This is a genomic window from Acidobacteriota bacterium (assembly GCA_026393755.1).
GTDB lineage: Bacteria > Acidobacteriota > Vicinamibacteria > Vicinamibacterales > JAKQTR01 > JBAXOX01.
Genome location: JAPKZO010000037.1, coordinates 68,971 through 88,633, shown reverse-complemented (window position 1 = coordinate 88,633; position 19,663 = coordinate 68,971). Strand labels below are relative to the sequence as shown.

Genomic DNA, 19,663 nt, shown 5'->3' with positions numbered 1-19,663 from the left:
GACGTCGCCATACGTCTTGCCCGCCACCGTCGGCGTCACCGACGCCACCTTCGGGTTGATCGTGAAGTCCGCGCCCGCGTTAGTGATGGTGTAGTTGCTCAGCACGCCTGCCGGGCTCAGCGTCGCCGTGATGGGATACGGTCCGCCCGCCACCGTGTCGCCCGCCGTCCGACCGTAGGTCGCCGTCACGCCGTCCGCCGCCACGAAGTTGCTGCCGCTCCCCGTCGTCAACGGACTCGGGTCGAGGGCCCCGTACGTCTTACTGTTTGGATTCGTCGTCCACGTGGCCGCCCGCTGGCTAATCGTCAGGCTGCCGTGGCCCGTGCCACCGCTGTAGTTGGTATCGCCGCTGGTGAACGTCGCCGCCACCGCGTAGGAGGTCTTCGCGGCAATCGGCGCGCTGGCGCTCCCGTCATAGGTCAGCGTGCAGGTCCCCGCGACCGTCGGGTCGCTGACCCCGCTCACCGTACAGGTGGCTTCGTGCGAAGTGCCATCGTAGGTAAACGGTCCGCCGCTCACCGTCACGGTCGGTGTCGCCGGGCTGATCGTGAAGCTCGCGCCGGTGTTGGTGACCGGCTCATAGTTCACCAACTTCCCGTCCGGATCGACCAGTGTTGCCGTAATGTGATACGGCCCGCCCACCGCCGTATTCCCGGAGGCTCGGGTGTAGGTTGCGCTGACGTGGTCCGCCGTCAGGAAGGTGCCGCTCCCCGCCGTCAGCGGCACCGGGTCGAGGGCCCCGTACGTCTTGCTGTTGGAGCTGGTCGTCCACATGGCCGGCCGCTTGCCAATCGTCAGGCTGCCGTGGCCCGTGCCACTGCTGTAGTTGGTATCGCTGCTCGTGAAGGTCGCCGCCACCACGTAGGAGGTCTTCGCGGCAATCGGCGCGCTGGCGCTCCCGTCATAGGTCAGCGTGCAGGTCCCCGCGACCGTCGCGCCGCTGACCCCGGTCACCGTACAGGTGGCTTCGTGCGAAGTGCCATCGTAGGTAAAGGGTCCGCCGCTCACCGTCACGGTCGGCGCGGCCGGACTGATCGTGAACGGAGCCGTGCCCGAGGTAGCCGCGTAGTTGGTTTCGGTGCCGCCCGCCGAGCACCGCGCGTAGTAGCTGCCTGCGTTGGTCGGTGCGCCGGACAGCGCGTGCTGGCTGCTATCCTCGAACGACAGCGTCCCCGCCGGATGCTCGCCGTTGACGCCATCGGCCGTGCAGCTCGTTGCACCGGCGTAGGCTAGACCGGTGTAGTTGGTCCCCGCCGCCGAGACGTGGATCGTCAGCGTCGCCTGATTCACCGTCAGCGAGCTGCCGCCAGCTTCACTAGTCGAGAAATTCCCGGTCGGCGCGTACGCGGCGCTCAACGTGTGGGAGCCGGCTGAAAGCTTCGTGAGGGTGAACGTCGCCGCGGAACTGGTCGCCGGCCCGGCGGCTAACCCCTGGGATACCGGAGCGCCGTTGTTCACGATGAGGGAAACGCTGCCGGTGGGCGCGGCCGATCCACCGCTCGCGGTGACAGTAACGGTCACGGTCGAGTCCGCTCCATAGCTGATCCCCGGCGCGCTGATCGAGGTCGCAGTTGCAACGATCTTGGAAATTACAGAAAGCGGGTAATCACTCGACGTGCTGCCGTGGAACCCCGCCTCGCCACCATACTGCGCGGTGATGGTGTAGACGCCGACCGCACCGAACGAAGTGATGCAGGTCGCTTGTCCATTGCCTAGCGCTTGCGCGCCGCATCCCTCGATGGGACTACCGCCACTGAAGAACGCCACCGAACCTGTAGGTGTTCCAGTGCCGGGCGAGACCGGGCTGACGGTCGCCGTTATCGTTGCCGATTCTCCCTCACGCGGCGAGCCCGGAGAAACGGATACGGCGGTGGTGCTGTCGTAGGCGTGATCCACGTGCAGCGTCGAGATCAGCAGGGACCCTGAGCTCGGGCCCGTCCCGTAGTAGCCCAGCGCCCTAAACGTGCCTTTCACGTGAGGCTGGGCCACGGACCCGCTCCAGCCGCCAGCGGTCCGGGTGACGGTGGTATTCGGCGCCAAGACAACCGGCGACCAGGTCGAGCCGTCTGTGGAAGACTCAAATGCTGTCCACATCAATTCGGGACTGGATCCCCCACGCATCCACGTTAGCCGGCCTGCATTGACGTCGAGACTAAATTCCTGGGATGCCGCGATATTATTCGTCAGCCGTGCGATGCCGGACCGGGGCTGCCCGTCCACGGCGGAGAACCATCCTCCCACCAGCACCTTCCCATCCGACTGCAATGCCACGATGCTTGCGGCCGAACCGTCGATTTGAGATGTGAAGGTCTCATCGAAGGTGCCGTTCGAATTCAATCGATACAGATAGGCCGCGCTCCCTACATACCCGCAGAGCAAGATTCTTCCGTCGGTTTGCAGTGCTATGGCATAGGTGTTTCCGTCGGTTGGGAGAGGACTTGCGAACGTGGTATCGATGCTGCCGTCTGTGTTCAGCCGTTTCAAAATGAAGCCGGCCGAGCCGGCCAAGCCGCCCGAGACCAGAACCTTTCCGTCCGGCTGCACGGCGATGGCATAAATACTTGTGCCTGTCTGGAACGGACTCGTAAACGTGGTGTCGATACTGCCATTCGCATTCAGGCGGCCAATCGCAGGACGGTTGCTCCCGGCCAGGGTGTCGAAGTCGCCCGCAACCAGGATCTTGCCGTCCGGTTGCACCTGAATGGACCAGACAACAAAACGGGTTCGAAGATTAGAACTGGCTCCAGGATTGAAGGTGCTGTCCAGGCTGCCGTTTGGGTCCAGCCGCCCGATGCGGCTGCGGGATTCTCCACCCAAAGATGTGAAGTAGCCTCCTAGCAAGATCTTTCCATCGGGCTGAACTGCCAGCGTATTGATGCCACCGTCTGCCGGTGGAGTGAACGTGGAATCAAGCGTGCCATCCGGACCGAGCCGCGCGACGTTCATGGGACCACTGCCGTCCAACGCAGAGAAGCTGCCTCCAACCAGGATCCTGCCATCCGCCTGGACCGCCAAGGCCCTGACCACCGACTGACTGTCTCCAGGGTTGAAACCAGAATCGACTGTGCCATCCGGGTTCAGCCGCGCGATGCTGTGGGTGTCTCCACCCGCGATTGCGAAAGACCCTCCCAGGACGATCTTGCCATCGGGTTGCACAGCAATGGCCGAGAGATTTCCAGCGAGTCCGGGATTGAAGCTGTCCGGTGGAGTGGTGCTCACGACCTGCTGCGAAAGCACGGCCGACGTGCTGCCCAGGACATACGCCGAACCGGCGTACTGCGCGGTGATGCTGTGCGTGCCGTTGATCGCGAACGACGTCGCCAGCGTCGCCACGCCGCTCGCGTTCAGCGTGCCAGTGCCGATCATCGTCGCGCCGTCGAAGAACGTCACGTTGCCTGCGGGTACAACTCCCGGTGAAGTCACGGTCGCCGTCAGCGTGACAGACTGGTTGGTGATCGAGGGATTAGGGGAGGAGATCAGGGTTGTCGCGGTCAGCGCGGGCACAGGGCTGACGGACAGCGGGAAATCACTCGACGTACTCGTGCGGAAGTTCCCATCGCCCCCATATCGCGCGGTGATGGTGTAAACGCCGACCGCACTGAACGAAGTGTTGCAGGTCGCTTGTCCATTGCCTAGCGCTCGCGCGCCGCATCCCGCGATGGGAATACCGCCACTGAAGAATGCCACCGAGCCCGCGGGTGTGCCAGTCCCTGGCGCAACCGGGCTAACGGTCGCCGTCAGCGTGACCGCTGCTCCCATCTGCGGCGTCGCTGGAGAAACGGCCACGATGGTCGTGGTGTCGTAGGTGTAGTCCACTTGCAGCGTTGACGTGACCACGGACCCGGAGCCCATGCCCGTCCCGTAATAGCCCAGTGCCCGGAGAGTGCCTGTCACGTGCGGTTGGTCCAGTGTCGCCGCCCAGCCGCCGGCGGTCCGGGCGACGGTGGTATTCGGCGCCAGGACAACCGGCGACCAGGTCGAGCCGTCGGTGGAAAACTCAAATGCCGTCCACATCAGCTCGGGACTCGATCCGCCGAGGGCCCAGGTGAGCTGGGCGGTATCCACGTCGAAATTGAATTCCCGGGAGGCCGCCGTGTCATTCGTCAGCCGCCCGATGTAGCTGCGGCTTTGATCGCCCAGCCACTGGAAATGGCCTCCCACCAGCACCTGGCCACCCGGTTGGATGGCCAGGGCGTAGACAACGGGGGCACTGATGCCGACTTGCGTGCTGAAGTCGACGCTTCCATCCGAGTTCAGACGATATAGGTAATAGAGGGGATCGTTGATCGGGTGGAAGCTGCCACCCACCCAGATCTTGCCATCCGCCTGCAACGCCATCGCATAGAGTGAGCCCGGCAAAGAAGCTGTGAACCCGGAATCCAGGCTGCCATCCGTATTCAGCCGCTCGATCCCGAAGGAGCCACCCATCAGGATCTTGCCGTCGGGCTGGACCGCCAGTGTATAGACGCCGTGCCAATCATTGAGGAACCACTCGGGAATGCCGTCTGGCTTCAGCCGCACCAAGCCGTTCGAGCTTCCCATCAGGATCTTGCCGTCGGGCTGCAGCGCAAAGACGGCGACCCCTTGGTCCGACTGACTAAAGAACGCCAGGACCGCGGCGTCCGCCCCCGGATTGAAAGACGCGTCGAGAGTTCCATTCGCGTTCAACCGCGCGACGTGATTGCGGAGCTGTCCGGCGACGAGTGTGAAGGCGCCGCCCACCAGAATCTTGCCATCCGGCTGCACTGCGAACGCCCAGACCGCATCGTCCGCCCTAACATCGAAGCACGTCTCAATGCTGCCGTTCGAGTTCAGCCGCCCAAGGTGGTTGCAGGGCTGGCCGCCCAGTTGCGTGAACTGGCCCCCAACAAGGATTCTGCCGTCGAGCTGCACGGCTATTGCGCGGACTGGCCTATCGGCCCCGGGGTTAAAGCCAGCGTCAAGAGTGCCATCCGCGTTCAGCCGCCCGATGTAGTTGCGGGGCTGTCCGCCCAGGGTTGTGAAAGACCCTCCCACCAAGGTCTTCCCGTCGGCTTGCACCGCGATCGCGAGGACGTCTAAGTTCGCCCCCGGGTTGAAGTCGTCCGGCGGCAACGGCAGGATGACTACTTGTTGCGTGAGCACGGCCGACGTGCTCGCTCCGTAACCATACGAGCCGGCATACTGCGCGGTGATGCCGTGCCTGCCGCTGGTGGCCAGCGCCAAGGTTTCAAGCGTCGCCACGCCGCCGCTCGTCACCGTGGCGCTGCCGAGCACCGTTGTGCCGTCAAAGAACGTCACGATTGCTGGGGGTGCAATGTCTCCCCCGCCCCTAGTCACGGTCGCGGTAAGAGTCACGGATTGGCCCGCGGTTGAAGGATTCGGGGAGGAAGCGAGTGTCGTGAAGGTTGGCACTCCACCCACCATGAGCCCCAACGGGCTTGGCGATGCGCTGGCACGGAACTCCGCTGCTCCGGAGTACCCCGCCGTAATGTAGTGATAGCCGAGGGCAGCAAACGAGGTGGTGCAGGTCGCCTGGCCACTCGTCAGCGGCTGGGCGCAGATCGTCGTGTTACCGTCCTTGAACGTTACGATGCCCGTGGGTGCGTCGCCCGGCGCGGACGAGCTGACGGTGGCGGTAAAAGTGACCGGGTCCCCAGCCCACGCCCCGGATGGGCCCGCAATGTTGGTGGTGCTGTCGTAGGCATTATCGACTTGCACCGTCGGCGACGCGATCACGGAGCCCGAGCCGTTGTACTGGCCCGAGGTGTAATGACCGAGCGCCCGGAAATAGCCTTTCACGAGCGTCTGAGCCACGGTTCCCGTCCAGCCGCCCCCGCTGGTGATCCGGGTGGCCGTCGCGACCGTTGACCAGTTCGCCCCATCGGTGGAGAACTGCAATACGGCCCACACCGGCTCAGGAAAGGTTCCGGCATATGTCCAGGTCAACTGGCCCGTGTCCACGAACGAAGGATCGACGCTCAATTGCTGGGAGGCCAACTGGACAGCCTGTGGGTCATATGGAGACGGCGTCGTGTACATCCGCGCAACGTTGCGCCGGCCGAACCAGTTCAAGTTGAGCTCATCGAACAGCCCGGCGAAGGTACCCCCCCCGATGATCTTCCCGACGAGAGCGTCATATGGATTCGGGGCCACGTTCGTCGCCAGCGCGTACACCGAGCCGTATGCACTGTAATCTGCAAGAAACGTCGGCTCAGTCAAGCTGTCGTCGCGGCTCCCATCGGCATTGATCCGCTGTACATTCACGCGACCTGAGCCACCACCAGGAACTGCTTTCGATCCGAAGTCTGTGCCACCGAGGACCATTCTTCCGTCCGCCTGCAACGCAATTGAGTAAACGATTGCGGACGGCTCGAGCGGGGAATGGAAGTCGGTGTCCAGACTGCCGTTCGGATTCAGCCGCCCAAGAGAACTGCGGCCAACCCCGGCCAAGGTCGAGAAATCGCCGCCCACCAGAATCTTGCCATCCGGCTGCACCTGGATGGCGTAGATGGCGCCGTCAACCATCGTCGCCGGGACGCAGAGGTTGAGATCATGGTCGGGGTTGGTGCAGGGACTGCCGTCTGTATTTCTGAACGTAGTGCCGAAATACCAGTCGATGTAGCCATCTGCCGTCAGGCGCAAGATGGCGCCACTGCCTGAGTCGTAAGCGCCGCCTGCGATCAGGACCTTGCCATCCGGCTGCACCGCCACGGCGTGTAGCCTGGGCGTCCAAAAATGAACGTCATAGTGATTCTGAAAGCTAGAGTCCAGGGTCCCGTTGGTGTTGAGCCTGTAAGCTCGGTCGTACCCGCTGCCGTAGCCGGTGAAAATCGACAAACCCAGGATCTTGCCATCGGACTGCAAAGCCATCGCTGGCGACTGCAAGCCACCTTGGAAGTTGGGGTCGAGCGTGCCGTCGGGATTCAATCGGGCGAGGTAGTTCCCGGCCAGGTTCCCGATGCCGCCCAAGCCCGTAAAGGACCCTGTCACGACGATCTTGCCATCGGGTTGCACCACAATGGCGGACACGGCGCCATTCGGGTTCGGGTTGAACGGGTCGATAGCCAGGCCCGATGGCGCTAACCGCAGGATGTGGTTCAGGGGACTGGTGAACTCACCGCCCAGGAGGATGTGGCCGTCCGCCTGCACAGCGATCGCGCGAACGGTGCCATTCGGGTTCGGGTTGAATCCATCCACCGCCAACTTCTGGGTCGTCTGCGCCCGCGCCACGGGTGCGATCACCATCAGCGCCGCCAACAGCCCCAGAAACGTCAGGAATGATCTCGTCTTCATGATTGCCCCTCTCGCGGAACCACGCGTTCGCTATGAACTGAACCGTTCCTGCCTTGGGCTGCGGCGCGTTTCTGGTGACCGGGCAGGGCCTCTTCGGTTATCACGAATGTCCTCTTTCAGCTCTGAATCCCCGCAAGCGCAGACACCGAGACAGTTGTCAGAGCGTGCCTGGCGTTCCGGCGTGAAGGCGTGGGTCGCGGTCGATGGCGGGGGGCAACGAAAGTGGCACGCCTCAAGGACAACTGCTTGGCGCCGGGTACCGTATGGCAAAGACCCTCTGCGCGTGTTGCTCGGTTCTATTTCGATTCCCTTTCTCGATGGATTGGTCGATTCCCAGTCGTGTTCGTGTGCTGCCGCATGCCCCAAGGACCGTCTCATGGACGGGCGGTCAGTGAAGAGCCGTGCCCACCGGCTCTGGTTCGCGGGCCGAAAGGTCTGCGCTCTGGTCGATGATCTTCAGCAGGTCCCGGGTCGAAAGGTCGTGCAATGAACGCCCCGACCAGACCTTCCCTTCGCCGTCACTCCCCCTGACGCCAATCAGCATCAGGTCATGGCGGCGTTCCGGCAGGTCGAAGGCCGCCTCGGGGCGCGCTGCGTCGAGGTCGAACAGCACCACGTCCGGCGCGATGCGTTCCAGCCTGTCCTGATGTGCCGGCGGCAGGGAGATGACGTCGTAGTGCCGCGAGCGCAGGAGGGTGGCGCGGATCGCGCCCATGATCACGCTGTTGCCGTAGATGACGACGCGGCGACGCTTCTCCATGGCTTCCCTCTGTCCTCAGTGAAAGTAACAGAAGGAAACGCGTCTGACACTGGACCGCGGAACACAAAAAGGGACAGGCTCCGCGCAGAACGAGACTGTCCCTGGAGACAGTGTCTCGTCAGTTTCCGATGACGGAAGGAGGCGCCGGCAGGGCAAGGCGCCGGAGGTGAATCGAGGCTGCGGGCTGGTCGTGTGGGGCCGCCACAGGTGCCTGGAGGCACACCAGCGCAGCCGCCAGTGTGTGCCGTCTGGCTCTGAGACGCGCTCTATTTATCGCGTGTCGCGTTCCCAATCAGGCCGCAGCGCCCAGCATAGGCGAGCACCTGGGCGCGGTTCTCCAGATGAAGCCGCGCCATGATCTCGGCCATGTGGTACTTGACGGTCCGCGAGCTCAGCCGGAGGCGGGCGCCGACCTCTTTGTAGGACTGGCCACGCGACACGAGCTCCAGCACCTGGATATGCCGGGGCGTGAGGCCGTGGCCGGGACGAGCCTCGGACTCCGCTGGCGTGGCCTCGGACTCTCCGGGGGCCTGCCGGGCGAGACGGCCGAACTCCGCCAGGAGCCTGGCGGCGAGCCCGGGCGAAAACGGGGGCACGCCGTGCTGCGCCTGCTCGAGGGCTTCGATCAGTTCCTCCGTATTGATGCTCTTGATCAGGTAGCCGCAGGCTCCCGACTTGACCGCCTCGAAGAGGTCGTTGTCCTCGGCCGAGGTCGTCAGGACGACAATCCTGGCGTCCGGCATCTCGGCCTTGATGAGACGGGTCGCCGTCAGGCCATCGCAGCGCGGCATGCAGATGTCCATCAGGATGATGTCCGGCTTCAGCTCTCGCGCCCGGGCGACGGCCTCCTGACCGTCCGCCGCCGTACCGGCCACCTCGATTCCGTGAGCTTCCATCAGATTCTGGAGGCCCTCCAGCATCAGGCGGTTGTCATCGGCGAGCAGCACTCTCATGTCGATTCCTCCACTCGATCGCGGAGAGGCAGACAGATCCTGACGACGGTGCCCGATCCGGCGCTGGAGTCGACCATCAGCGATCCACCAACCTTCTCGATGCGTTCGCGCATGAAGAGCAGGCCGAAGTGACCGTCAGACCCGGGTTTCACCATGTCCGCGTCGAACCCGCGCCCGTCGTCCGAGATCGTGACGCCTACGTGGCCGGCGTCGCGTTCCATGCTGACGTTCACCGCTTGGGCTGTGCCGTGTTTGCGCGCGTTGCTCAGCGCTTCGTGGGCCACCCGCAGGATCTGTACCCCAGCCGCTGGACTGAAGCAGTTCTCCTCGACTCCCTCGCCCACGCGGAGTTCAGCACGGACGCCGTAGTGCGCCTGAAAGGCGTTGAGATGCTCACGCAGGGCTGGGATGAGCGCCCAATCCTGCGGTGAGGTGCCCCGCAGATTGAGAATCGACTCGCGCACGTCGGCGTGCGCATCCCGCGCCACCCCTGCAAGGCGGTCGAGCAGCGTTCGGGCCTTCTCGGGATTCCCGTCCTGCACCCACTTCGCCGCTGTCTGCGCCTGCATGCTGACGTATCCGAGCACCTGCCCGATGCCGTCGTGTAATTCTCTCGCCAGACTCTCGCGCTCTTGCAGGACGGCTGCCATCCGGTGCTGCTCGATTCGCTGTTCATCCAGGCGCTTCTGATCGGTGACGTCATAGAGCAGGACCAGGTGACCGAGAACCCGCTTCCTCCGGTCCGTCAGCGGTGTGGGATTCACGGTGTAGTGCCGGAGAGTCGGGCCGGCACCCCGGCTGATTTCGGCATGCGTCAGGTGCGCCCGGTCGGCTTGGATGAGCGGCCCGGGTTCTACCGCCAGTACTTCGGCTGCGCTGCGGCCCCTCAAGTCGGCCACGGGTCCGGCCAGCATGCGGCCGGCCGCGGAGTTCACGTCAACGATTCGCCCCAGGGTGTCCAGCACCAGCATGCCTTCCTGCATCTGTTCGATGACTTTGGCCCGCGCCAGGGGGACAGGGTCGAAGACGTGGAAGCCAAAGAAGGCCAGTGCATAGGCGGCAGCCAGAACCCCCACAACAAGGGATACCGAGCCTCCCGGTCCCAGGGTGCCGGGGTAGATCTTGTCGAGGACGAACGATCCGCGTCCGATGATCTGGCCGAGCAGCATGATGCCCGCCGGCCAGCGATGCTGAGGAAAACGAATGGCGAACCACAGCAGAACGAGGAAATTGACCACGCCCAACAACGACCCGTAGGCGACGAAGGCCCAGCCCAACGTTCCGAGGGACGCCACCACATGCCCGTCCATTCGGAACGCCGTCCACTGCAGGTGATGAACGTCGTTGCTCACCACAGCCACAACGACGAGCACACAAGGCAGCGCCAGAAGACTCAGGTTGCGACGCGTGAGCCACCGGCCCAGTCCCGCGTACGCCAGGACGAAGCAGCAAATGGCTGTCGCGGTCGGCAACTGGCAGACGGCCTGGTACTCGACCCAGAACTTCTTGCCGGCGAAATCGGTCGCTGAGATCTCCCCGATGGCCCCGACGACCCAGAGCGCCCCGAACAGACACGCGAACGCGAAGGGGGTGGCTCCCCGCACGTTGCGGCGACGCCAGCTGTAGGATCCCAGGAAGACCAACAGGGCGAGGATGCTCAACGCCGGCCAGAGATCGGGGGCGCACCCCTGCAATCCGCTCATCGGCAGCCTGTCATCGACCAACCCAGAGCCCGACCGGCGGACATCGAAGAACAGCGTGTCCGCACAGACCGGGTTGGGGACGGGATCGAACAGGGGTGTTGACGCCGCACGGTGCTCTCCGATGGGCTGACCTCAGCCGGCGATCCTGCGTGCGCTGACTGCGCAGCGGCTCGGGGACACTACTCAATACCACATAATCGGGATTTTCGAGCACCGTTGTGGCTCTTCGTGTTGTGGGTTTTCGAAAGGTTTGGCCGCCAGCTCCAGGGCGAACGCCAGGAACGGCGGCGCCAGGAACGGCGGCGCCAGGAAGACATCCAGCGTCTGCGACGCGGCGCGGTCCGCGCCTTGCGGATGCTCGCGTTCAGGTCGTCAAATGAACCTGGAGGGAAACACGTGCCGCCTACTCCGCCCTCAGCGCCACGATCGGGTCGATCCGGCCGGCGCGCCGCCCAGGACCGAGGGCTGGTGGCCCACCGGATCGCGGCGGTAAGTCGGCCACGGTCATCGCCGCGAGCAGCGGCGGTGACCGACACCTTAACTGCCGTCGTGGCGGAGGTCTCGCTCGTGCGGTCGTCGGTTCGAACTCGTCAGGCGGATCTGAATGTACCCGTGTGCGGCGGCCATTCTCGCCATTACACGGATTGGTGTAAACTTGGGCCCTGAAACGTCGTGACCTTGAGAAGAGGCTCCACGAGATAGGCTGGCATCTGATCCGGCACGGCGCACGTCACGACGTCTGGGCACGCGGCGACCACGAGCTTGTCGTCCCGAGACACGGCGAGATCAATGATTACACCGCGAAGGCGATCCTCAGAGAGGCCGGAGGGAAACGGTAATGCGATTCGAAGGTCGCGTGTTCAAGGTAGGCCACCACTGGGCTGTCGAGGTCGCGATCCTCGGAGTCGTGTCGCAGGGGCGCACGCGCAGCGACGCACTGGAGATGATCGCCGACGCTGTCGAGTCCCTCGTGAACAAGAAGGGGTTCGAGGTCTCGGTCTTCGCCGGTATCGGCGAGCATTTCGAGATCGGTGCGTCGGACCAGGCCGCGCTCACGGCACTGCTCCTTCGTCGCACGCGACTCAAGGCCGGGCTCAGTCTGGCCGAGGTCTCCGCCAAGCTCGGCGCCAAGTCGCTGAACGCGTATGCTCGCTATGAACAGGGGCGCACGACGCCGAGTGTGCAGAAGCTGTCGGATCTATTGTCGGCTGTCGTTCCTAACCGGGACTTCGTGTTGGTCGAGAGCCGGGCTCGCGGATGAACGATCAAATGCGGCTCTGGGAGCCTTGCGCGACGCTCACCCAACAAGGAGCAGCGCATTCCCAGGCAGATTGAGGCACTCGAAGGAGCCGAGCGCCTCCGCGTCCACGGCTCCGAAGGAACTGGGCAGTTGATTCGAGTCCCCTGGGCGGTCGCCGAAATGCTCGGTCACCGGGGCCTCCGGATGGTGATGCGCTACGCGCACCTGTCCCCCGCCTAACTCTCGCCCGAGGTTGGCTTGCTGGATGCGCAGCGGCCGAAAAGGGCAACAGAAAGGCAACGTGCCCAAACGCCCGCGCGGGCCAAGACGAAAGTGTTCAATTTTCCTAAGGAAGTTGGCTCCTCAGGTAGGACTCGAACCTACCCGCCTTCGCTCCGCATCCGCACGTTCTACCGGATGCGGAGCTACGGCGTGGTCGCGCCGAAGCTCGCCGTTCGTGCAGGAAGCGAGCGAAGGCGGACAACCCTCCGGTTAACAGCGCGCGGCTCATGACGAGATCCTGCTCGACCTGGCTGGTACGGACCCACGGCGCCTCGGTCCTCCACTCGGTGATGTAGTCGCGAGGTATCACTGGTCCGTTTCCACGGTGGTGTTCACGTAGACCTTCCACACGCCATCGCGCGGCCTCGTATGGAAGGCAGTCCCCGGCGCGAGCGGCGTTGCCTTCTGCGCGCGAGCTCGCACATGCTCCTGCAGTGGCCCGGTCTTGTCCGCAGCTCCTACGCGCTGAAGGAGGTGACCGAGCCGTTGCGCCCACACAATCGGAGCCGCGTTCGCCGCAGTCGCGAGCTTCTGGGCGTCAATGCGCTCGGCCAGTTCCGAGAGTACGGTCGCCACTAGATTGAGGCCGCCAGCCTGCTGTGCGTATCCAACAAGGTCGAGCGCCGTCGCCTCGGGCGTTGATACGAGCACGCCACCGCGCGGGGTGTTGACGGTCTGCACGGGCACGGCCCGCAGTTGCTTGCGCACCAGAAAGGTCACACGGACGCGACCGCAGATGATCGGCCGGCGCGGGCCCTCGAGAAAGACCTGCAGGGCCTGCGGGCGCTGATGCGCCGCGCCGTGAAACTCCGCGGCCGACAGGAGGCACACGTAGTAGGGCCGCTTCAGCCACTTCATGAGGTCGGGAACAAACTGCTCGGCAGGAAGGCAACCGAGCGACCGATATTCCGGCGGTACGATGACATAGAAGCTTCTCGCCGGGGATGCGAGAAGTCCCTGTCTGGCGAGCCGATTCAGCGCGAGGAGGGCGGCGCTGGTGGAGACGCCCAGAGCTGCTCGGGCCTCGCGCCCGGTAAAGCTGTAGCGCCCCGCGGTGGCCAGTTGTTCCAGGTACTGCCGGGCCTTCGGCCGTTTTCCGGATTTCATAAGCGCAAACTATCAGTTTTTGATGTTTTACGCGAATGATATCCAGACAGCATCGGTACTTCCCTGCCGTGCCGTCGGCGCCTTCCATTGCTGAAGGCGCGCGAGAGCATTCGCGCCACCAAATGACGCGTGCGCCTGGCAAGTAGGACCAAGCAACTCACATGATGTTGCGTAGCTGTCGATGCACAACGGCCGCCGCGGCGATATCATGTCATGGTGAACTGACACGCGACGGGCCTTATGATTCGCGTCGTCATGCCTCTGCCCGAGGGAAACCATCGGTGACCCGACCATGAAGCGAAGGCTCTATATTGAGACCACGGTCGTGAGTTACCTTGTGGCACGACCAAGCCGAGACCTGATGGTGGCTGGCCATCAGGAGGCCACTCGCGAATTCTGGCCCAGGTTGACGACGGACTACGACACCTTCGTCTCTGCCCTTGTCTACGAAGAGGCCGCCAAGGGAAACGTCGAGCAAGCGACGAAGCGGCTGGCTGCGATCAAGCCTTTTCGTATGTTGGACATCGATGAGGACGCACGAATGCTGGCGGAAAAGGTCGTCGCAGGAAGAGGCGTGCCGGAGGAATACCCGGAAGATGCCCTGCACATCGCCGTTGCCGCGGTCAACGGCATCGACGTGGTTGTGACGTGGAACTTCGCGCATTTGTCCAATCCATTCACGCGAAGGATCGTTCGCCAAATTGTCCAGGACGAGGGGTATGTATGCCCCGAGATTTGCTCCCCCGAGGAGTTGATGGAGAGTGCATCATGACTGATCCCATCGTCGAGGAGGTGCGCAAGCATCGAATGGAACACACCCTCAAATTCCGTCGGAACCTCGCGGCTATCTGTGTCGACCTTCGCGCGATTCAGGTCACGTCCGGCCATATCGTCGTCCGGCTGCCACCGCGGAGGCTGGAGCCAATTCACGCATCCACCGAGCGTCGCGCTCCGCGGCGGAAGTGACGCGGCTTCAGCCGCAGGCTCTCCCTGAATCGTACCGGCAATCTGGGAGGGCGGTTTGTGTGAGTCAGGCCGCCTTGACCCGCTCATAGTACTGCGCCGCATACTCCGCCGGCGGCACCGCGAGTACAGCCAATATGAGCACGAGACTGCTGATGGCGAGACATTGTGTTCGAGTTTCTCCTGAGAGAGTTGGGGTCCACGTGGAAAGGACGCCTCGCGAGGGCGGCCGCACGCAGAAGCGCTTGATCAGTTTGGCTGCACGGCTCACGCCGCCGTCCGCCGGGAACGCTTGCACCGTCGTGGTTCTGATGTCCATTGCTCTCACCTCCACTGGTGCAGTAGGCGGTGGCGAGTGTGATGGTTACTTTCTCCGGGACAGGCGTCCGCCGATCAGGAACGCGACGAACGACACACGCGGCGACACACGGGCGAAACTGAATCGTGAAGGGGCGCGGCTTGCGCATGGCGTGGCAACACGCGATTGGAGTTCCTACTGGCGAACGCGGGGCGCGCCAACGTGCCTCGGGAACAACGAATCGGGCGACTCCGATCAGGTTTGGTCCTGGTCGGACGCGCTTAAGTGGACACCTATGAGACGATTCTAAAGGCCGAGAGGCCACGGCGAGCAGCCGTCACGGCTTGCGCTCGATCGCATTATCACCTAAAATATAGACCATAATGAACACGTTCCCGATCGAGACAGAGCTGAAGCTGAAGCAAGCGTCGGTCGTTCTGGACATGCCGCCCAAGCTGCTGCAGAACTTTGTGCAGTTCCGCGTCGTGCGCCCGAGGCGACGAGGACGATTCTACTGGTTTGGCGAAGCGGCGCTGCTGCAGGCGAAATGCGCGCTCTACCTGCGAGAATCGCTCGGTGCGTCCACCGGGCACCTTGCGGGTTTTGTCCGGGCGCTGGCGGCGTCGCCCGCGTTTTTGACGATGCCCGCGTCCGTCAGCATTCAATCGCGTCCCTTCCATGGCGCGGCAGCGGTGAGCATCCTCGTGCCTGTCGGAGCACTGAACGCGGACATCAAGCGCCGCATGCCCCTCGCCGCCGTCGCACGGGACCTCCCCACTGGCCGTCGACGGCCGGGCTGGAAGGCCGACTTCGTGCGCAGCGTCCGGGACGCAGCCGCTGAGCTCCCACCCCTGAGCGACGCTCAGATCCTCAACGTCGTCGGCGAGTACCGTCGATCGCGGTCACGACGCGAGGTCACCGTTGGCCCGGAGTCGTAGTCGCCCCGGCCGATTGCGCGGAGTCGTCGATACGTCGGTGCTCGTGGCCGGCATATCCGGATTCAGGCGCCCACGTCCCGATCCGGACAACTGCAGTGCCACCCTGCTTCGCAGGTGGATCGATCGGCGCGCGTTCACCTGGTTGGTTTCCACCGACATCCTGGACGAGTACAGAGAAGTATTGGTCCGCCTCGGCGTGTCGCGTGCGACGGTCGGACGCGTCCTCAACCTGCTCAATGAGGACGCAGAACGGATCTCGGAGACGGTAGCGACCGGAATCTCACCCGACCCTGGCGATGAGCCCTTCTGTGCCTGCGCAGAAGCAGGCGACGCGGACTTCATTGTGACGCTCAACCCTCGGGACTTTCCTCAGGATCGGCTCAGGGCACGCGTCATCGCTCCTGGCGCTCCCCTGCCAAGTCGAGGCCGACCGGTTCGCCGTCAGCATTGAGATCACGCGGCCAGGTCGAGTGCGATGGCGTGGCGCACGCATTCAAGATCACAATCTGTGATCTTGAACGCGGCAGCGCGACGACCTCATCCTGGGGCAGCCTGAACGCAGAATCCGCTGGAAACCGGTCTGGGTTCCGCTTGACCTGCGCATTCCGGCCATCGTGATCACCGGTTCCGGGCATCGTGATCGGGGTCGCAACGTCGGTCAATCGTTGTCGGACCTCGTCTCTACTGACGGCCCATTGATCAGAAGCGATCTCTTGCGATCCCCTGCGACGCCCGCAAAAACCCAAATTAGCCCAAGCGGCGCCCCTCGCCGGGAGGAACACCCCAACCGCTGTGATGGTGTTCGTCGTTGTGCCACGGGAAGAACACCCGTCCGAACCTGCGGGCATCCCCCCAGCGACCCGAAGCGATCGGGAAACGTGGGACAGTACTTCAGCACTTCAGCGTGTTGAACTGCGCCTCGGAGAACGGGCAAGGACGCCTTGGAGCGGTCTCGGCTCGCCCTCTGCTCGCCAGGTCAACGCAGCCCCCTATCAGACCCTCCGGGCACCCCGTCCCACTCTGACACAATCCTCCCGGAAAGGGATGGTGGCTCACCTGGCCGGTCCCAGGCAGTTCCGAGACGGGGCGCAATCCAGCGACCGCGACCACAGGGTGAACCCTTTAGCCGAAGCCGCGGTCGAAGGGTAGAATGTCCCCGCTCCATGGAGTGAGGACGAACATGCGACATCGATGGTTGAAGGGACTGCCAGCCGCGGTGGCGATCACGCTGGCTGCGGCCGCTATCCTCGGCGCGCAGGATCCGGCCTCGCTTCAAGGCGACAACCCACCAGCCGGCGCGATCCGAGTCGACCGCCTCGACGTGGGCTACGTGCCCGTTCGGCGCCCGCGCGCGGATCTCGCGCCCGGGCAAGCCACCGGCCAGCAAGCGATGCAGACGCCGACCTTCCGCAGCGCGGTGGAACTGATTCCCGTGAACGTGTCGGTTCTCGGACCTGATGGCAGACCCGTCGTCGATCTGAAGAAAGCGAACTTCACCATCCTCGAGGACGGCATCCCGCAGGAGGTTCAACACTTCTCGCTCGAGAGCATCGTTGCCGAAACCTCCAAGGCGAGCGCGAACGAGGCCGTCGGGCGCCGGATTGTCCCGGCTCTCGAGCTGGCACCCCAGGAGCGGCGAGTCTTCCTCATCGTCCTGTCCACGTGGCGTGGCAACAGCATCCAGGGTCCGAACAAGGGGCTCGACGCGCTGCTGGATTTCGTGAACAAGCGGCTGCTGCCGCAGGACGTGGTCGCCGCCACGGCGTACAACCGCGCTACGGTGTTCACAACCAACCACGCGGCGATCGTCGAAGTGATCGAGCGTTATCGGGCGCGGAGCGACAAGATCGGGGCGGCACTGGAAGCGTTCTTCTCGGGCCTTCGTGCCCTGTTCGGCACCGGGAGGATACCGGCCGACACCCAACGCGATATCGACGAGGTCTTCGACGTGCCGGGAGCCTCGATGCGGCAGCTGCCCGCGATCGATGCGCGCCCGATGCGGAGCAACGCGACGCCGCCTAGGCCGAACCCTGATGCCGCCGCCGCCCTGGAGGACTACGCCAAGGCGGAGGCGGGATTCGACCAGCGCGTGGCGAGCTCCCTGACAAGCATGGGCGGGATGGCTCAGATCTTCGCGGGCGTCGACTACATGCGCACCATGGTGGGCCAGAAGCGCCTGGTGTATTTCGGCCCGGGAATGGCCGTCCCGAGCACCGACGATGATCACAGCATCGCCGCGATGGCCAACGACGCGCGTGTCGCGCTGGACATGATTCAGACCGGCGGCATTGAAGGCTTTTCGATGTGGCGCGGCACGCTGGGAGAGTCGCCCGGCTTCGGCGAGAGCTTCAATTTCGCAAGCATGCGGAGCCTCTCCAGGCAGACCGGCGGCCAGGCATCCATCACGGAGTTCACCAGGACTGCGCTCGACCGCGTCGATGTCGCGACGCGGACTCAGTACCTGCTCGGGTACTACCCGAAGAACACCAACTGGAACGGCAAGTACCGGCGCATCGAGGTGAGAGTGAACCGGCCCGACCTCGACGTGGTTTGGCGCCAGGGCTACTACGCCCGTCAAACCGCCACGCCGTACGACGCGAAGGAATTCCTCACGGTCACGCGAATCGCGACTGCTGCGCAGTATCGGGTTGCCGTGACGGACATCAAGATGAAGGCGGCCCTCCTCGGCAACGACGTCACGCTCACCATCGACATCTCCAGGGTTGCCCTCAAGCAGGTCGATGGCAGAAGGGTCGGCCAGCTTCGCGTCGCCGCCTTCTACGGGGATGCGCGGCAGAGGATCATCGACGTGAGCTGGAGCACGCTCGACTTGAACTTCACCGATGAGGCCTTCAGCCGGTTCCTGAAGACCGGCATCGAGTACCGCTGGAAGGTGCCGGCCACCCTGGAGCCGACCTACATGAGGGTCATCGTCTACAACTACGACGTGGACTTGCTCGGCACCCTGGAGACGAAGCTGCGGTAGCCTGGCGGCTGGCCCTGAAAGGCGTGCCACGGGTCGCCGAGGCGGGCTTCCCTGCCGATCATGGTCGCCGACTGCATGATGGAACTGCCGAAGGAACAGTCCGTCGCCGGCGCTAGAATGTCCCGGCCCGCCAATAGGCAGCATTAGCGGGGTCCCACCCGGCGGTCTCCTGCGTGGTGAACATAACGCTGAGCCGCGGCGTGAACATCGTTTATCGACGCCGGCGCCTCCAGCGCGTAGTTGTGACCTGAGTGGTGATCAGCGGACCAACTGAAACATGAGGGGATGGCACAGGCCCCAGGATCGCGATCCTGCCCTGGCGGGACCGCTGCTGATCGTGCACCCGTGACGAGGTCGAACCCGGCTGGCACTGTGGCAGCGGCTCGATGCGGCTGCAGGGTTCTCCACCCAAATGCGGTGAAGTTCTGAAGGCGGGGTTGGAACCGAGCGACTTTCCTGGAGGGGTCTGGCTCCTCATCCGCCTTCGCTCCGCAGACGGAGCTACGGCGAGGTCTCGCCATAGCTCGCTGGTGCGTCGAAAGCGAGCGGAGGCGGACAACCCTCCGGTTAACAGGCCGAAAAAGCGTCGTTAGCCGCGCTTTGCCGGGAGTTGCTGGGACCTGCCGGATCGCGCATGCTGACGAGCAAGACCGGGCGATTCCGCGCCTTCGCTTTGTACCGCGGTTTGCCGACGTGTGCCGTGCTCTATGGCGCCGAAAGGGCAAGAAAAGGACAACGTGCCGAAAACGACGGCTAACGTCGGCGCCGGCGCGCGCCCCGAAACACGGTCGATTTCCGTGTTGGTGTGAGCTAATGTCCGTTACAGTCGGCAGGACCTGACAATTACCTCCATCGCACGCTCCCACGCAGCCGCTGGCGTGACGCCCCAGCTCTCTCCCTCTCGCCACTCAATCGCCGATGCATTTGAGTGTACGATGGCGTTCTCGAACCGCAGCAGACCCTCGCGACCGTCGTAAGTCGCTCGAACGCGCCGGCGCCGAGTTCCAGCGTCCACCACCCAGGACCCGAAAGAGAGGGCGTCGTAGCGATGACTGTACACCGCAATGCCATCGTCGCCCAGTTCTTTGGACAGTCGTGCGAGATGTTCAAAATACTGCTTACTGACTTCTGCATCGCTGAGCAAGGTTGTTCCCATTC

At 64.0% G+C, this 19,663-nt stretch carries 11 protein-coding genes and 1 pseudogene; 5 read left to right on the top strand and 7 right to left on the bottom strand.

Translation table 11 applies throughout. The features are described 5' to 3' along the window. The 4 genes from NTV05_16130 to NTV05_16115 all read right to left on the bottom strand — a co-directional run. A partial coding sequence (locus NTV05_16130) for an Ig-like domain repeat protein (protein ID MCX6545926.1) occupies positions 1-7,275 on the bottom strand: 7,275 nt, incomplete at its 3' end. A gap of 388 nt (positions 7,276-7,663) precedes the next feature. Then, positions 7,664-8,035 (bottom strand): hypothetical protein, encoded by a 372-nt coding sequence (locus NTV05_16125; GenBank protein ID MCX6545925.1) that lies wholly within the window; start codon positions 8,033-8,035, stop codon positions 7,664-7,666. A 266-nt stretch (positions 8,036-8,301) separates the two neighbouring features. Beyond that, complete coding sequence (locus NTV05_16120; GenBank protein ID MCX6545924.1) at positions 8,302-8,988, bottom strand: response regulator transcription factor; 687 nt, start codon at positions 8,986-8,988, stop codon at positions 8,302-8,304. Then, positions 8,985-10,691: a histidine kinase gene (locus NTV05_16115; protein MCX6545923.1), complete on the bottom strand. Its 1,707-nt coding sequence runs from the start codon at positions 10,689-10,691 to the stop codon at positions 8,985-8,987. The genes NTV05_16120 and NTV05_16115 overlap by 4 nt, the downstream gene beginning before the upstream one ends. 662 nt (positions 10,692-11,353) lie before the next feature. On the opposite strand from NTV05_16115, the gene NTV05_16110 reads away from it, so the two are divergent. Continuing rightward, the gene (locus NTV05_16110) at positions 11,354-11,530 is read left to right on the top strand and encodes a type II toxin-antitoxin system HicA family toxin (protein ID MCX6545922.1); all 177 of its coding nucleotides are present in this window, start codon (positions 11,354-11,356) and stop codon (positions 11,528-11,530) included. Beyond that, positions 11,530-11,952 (top strand): helix-turn-helix transcriptional regulator, encoded by a 423-nt coding sequence (locus NTV05_16105; protein MCX6545921.1) that lies wholly within the window; start codon positions 11,530-11,532, stop codon positions 11,950-11,952. Before NTV05_16110 ends, NTV05_16105 begins: the two co-directional genes overlap by 1 nt. Before the next feature lie 472 nt (positions 11,953-12,424). Here the strand turns inward: NTV05_16105 and NTV05_16100 are convergent. Together NTV05_16100 and NTV05_16095 are read right to left on the bottom strand one after the other, a co-directional pair. Beyond that, positions 12,425-12,523, bottom strand: a pseudogene (locus NTV05_16100) (nucleotidyl transferase AbiEii/AbiGii toxin family protein). Next, a complete protein-coding gene (locus tag NTV05_16095) occupies positions 12,520-13,320 on the bottom strand; it encodes a type IV toxin-antitoxin system AbiEi family antitoxin (GenBank protein ID MCX6545920.1) in 801 nt (266 codons plus the stop codon). Before NTV05_16095 ends, NTV05_16100 begins: the two are co-directional and overlap by 4 nt. 292 nt (positions 13,321-13,612) lie before the next feature. Between NTV05_16095 and NTV05_16090 the strand changes: the two genes are divergently transcribed. Then, positions 13,613-14,092, top strand: coding sequence for a type II toxin-antitoxin system VapC family toxin (locus NTV05_16090; GenBank protein MCX6545919.1), 480 nt, complete (start codon positions 13,613-13,615; stop codon positions 14,090-14,092). Positions 14,093-14,350: 258 nt separating this feature from the next. Here NTV05_16090 and NTV05_16085 read toward each other — a convergent pair whose 3' ends face one another. Then, positions 14,351-14,602: a hypothetical protein gene (locus NTV05_16085; GenBank protein ID MCX6545918.1), complete on the bottom strand. Its 252-nt coding sequence runs from the start codon at positions 14,600-14,602 to the stop codon at positions 14,351-14,353. Positions 14,603-14,964: 362 nt separating this feature from the next. Between NTV05_16085 and NTV05_16080 the strand changes: the two genes are divergently transcribed. Both NTV05_16080 and NTV05_16075 read left to right on the top strand, forming a co-directional pair. Next, complete coding sequence (locus NTV05_16080) at positions 14,965-15,519, top strand: hypothetical protein (GenBank protein ID MCX6545917.1); 555 nt, start codon at positions 14,965-14,967, stop codon at positions 15,517-15,519. A 1,180-nt stretch (positions 15,520-16,699) separates the two neighbouring features. Continuing rightward, positions 16,700-18,505 carry a VWA domain-containing protein gene (locus tag NTV05_16075; GenBank protein ID MCX6545916.1) on the top strand — a complete coding sequence of 602 codons (1,806 nt, stop codon included), beginning with the start codon at positions 16,700-16,702 and terminating at the stop codon, positions 18,503-18,505. The last annotated feature ends 1,158 nt before the right edge of the window (positions 18,506-19,663 follow it).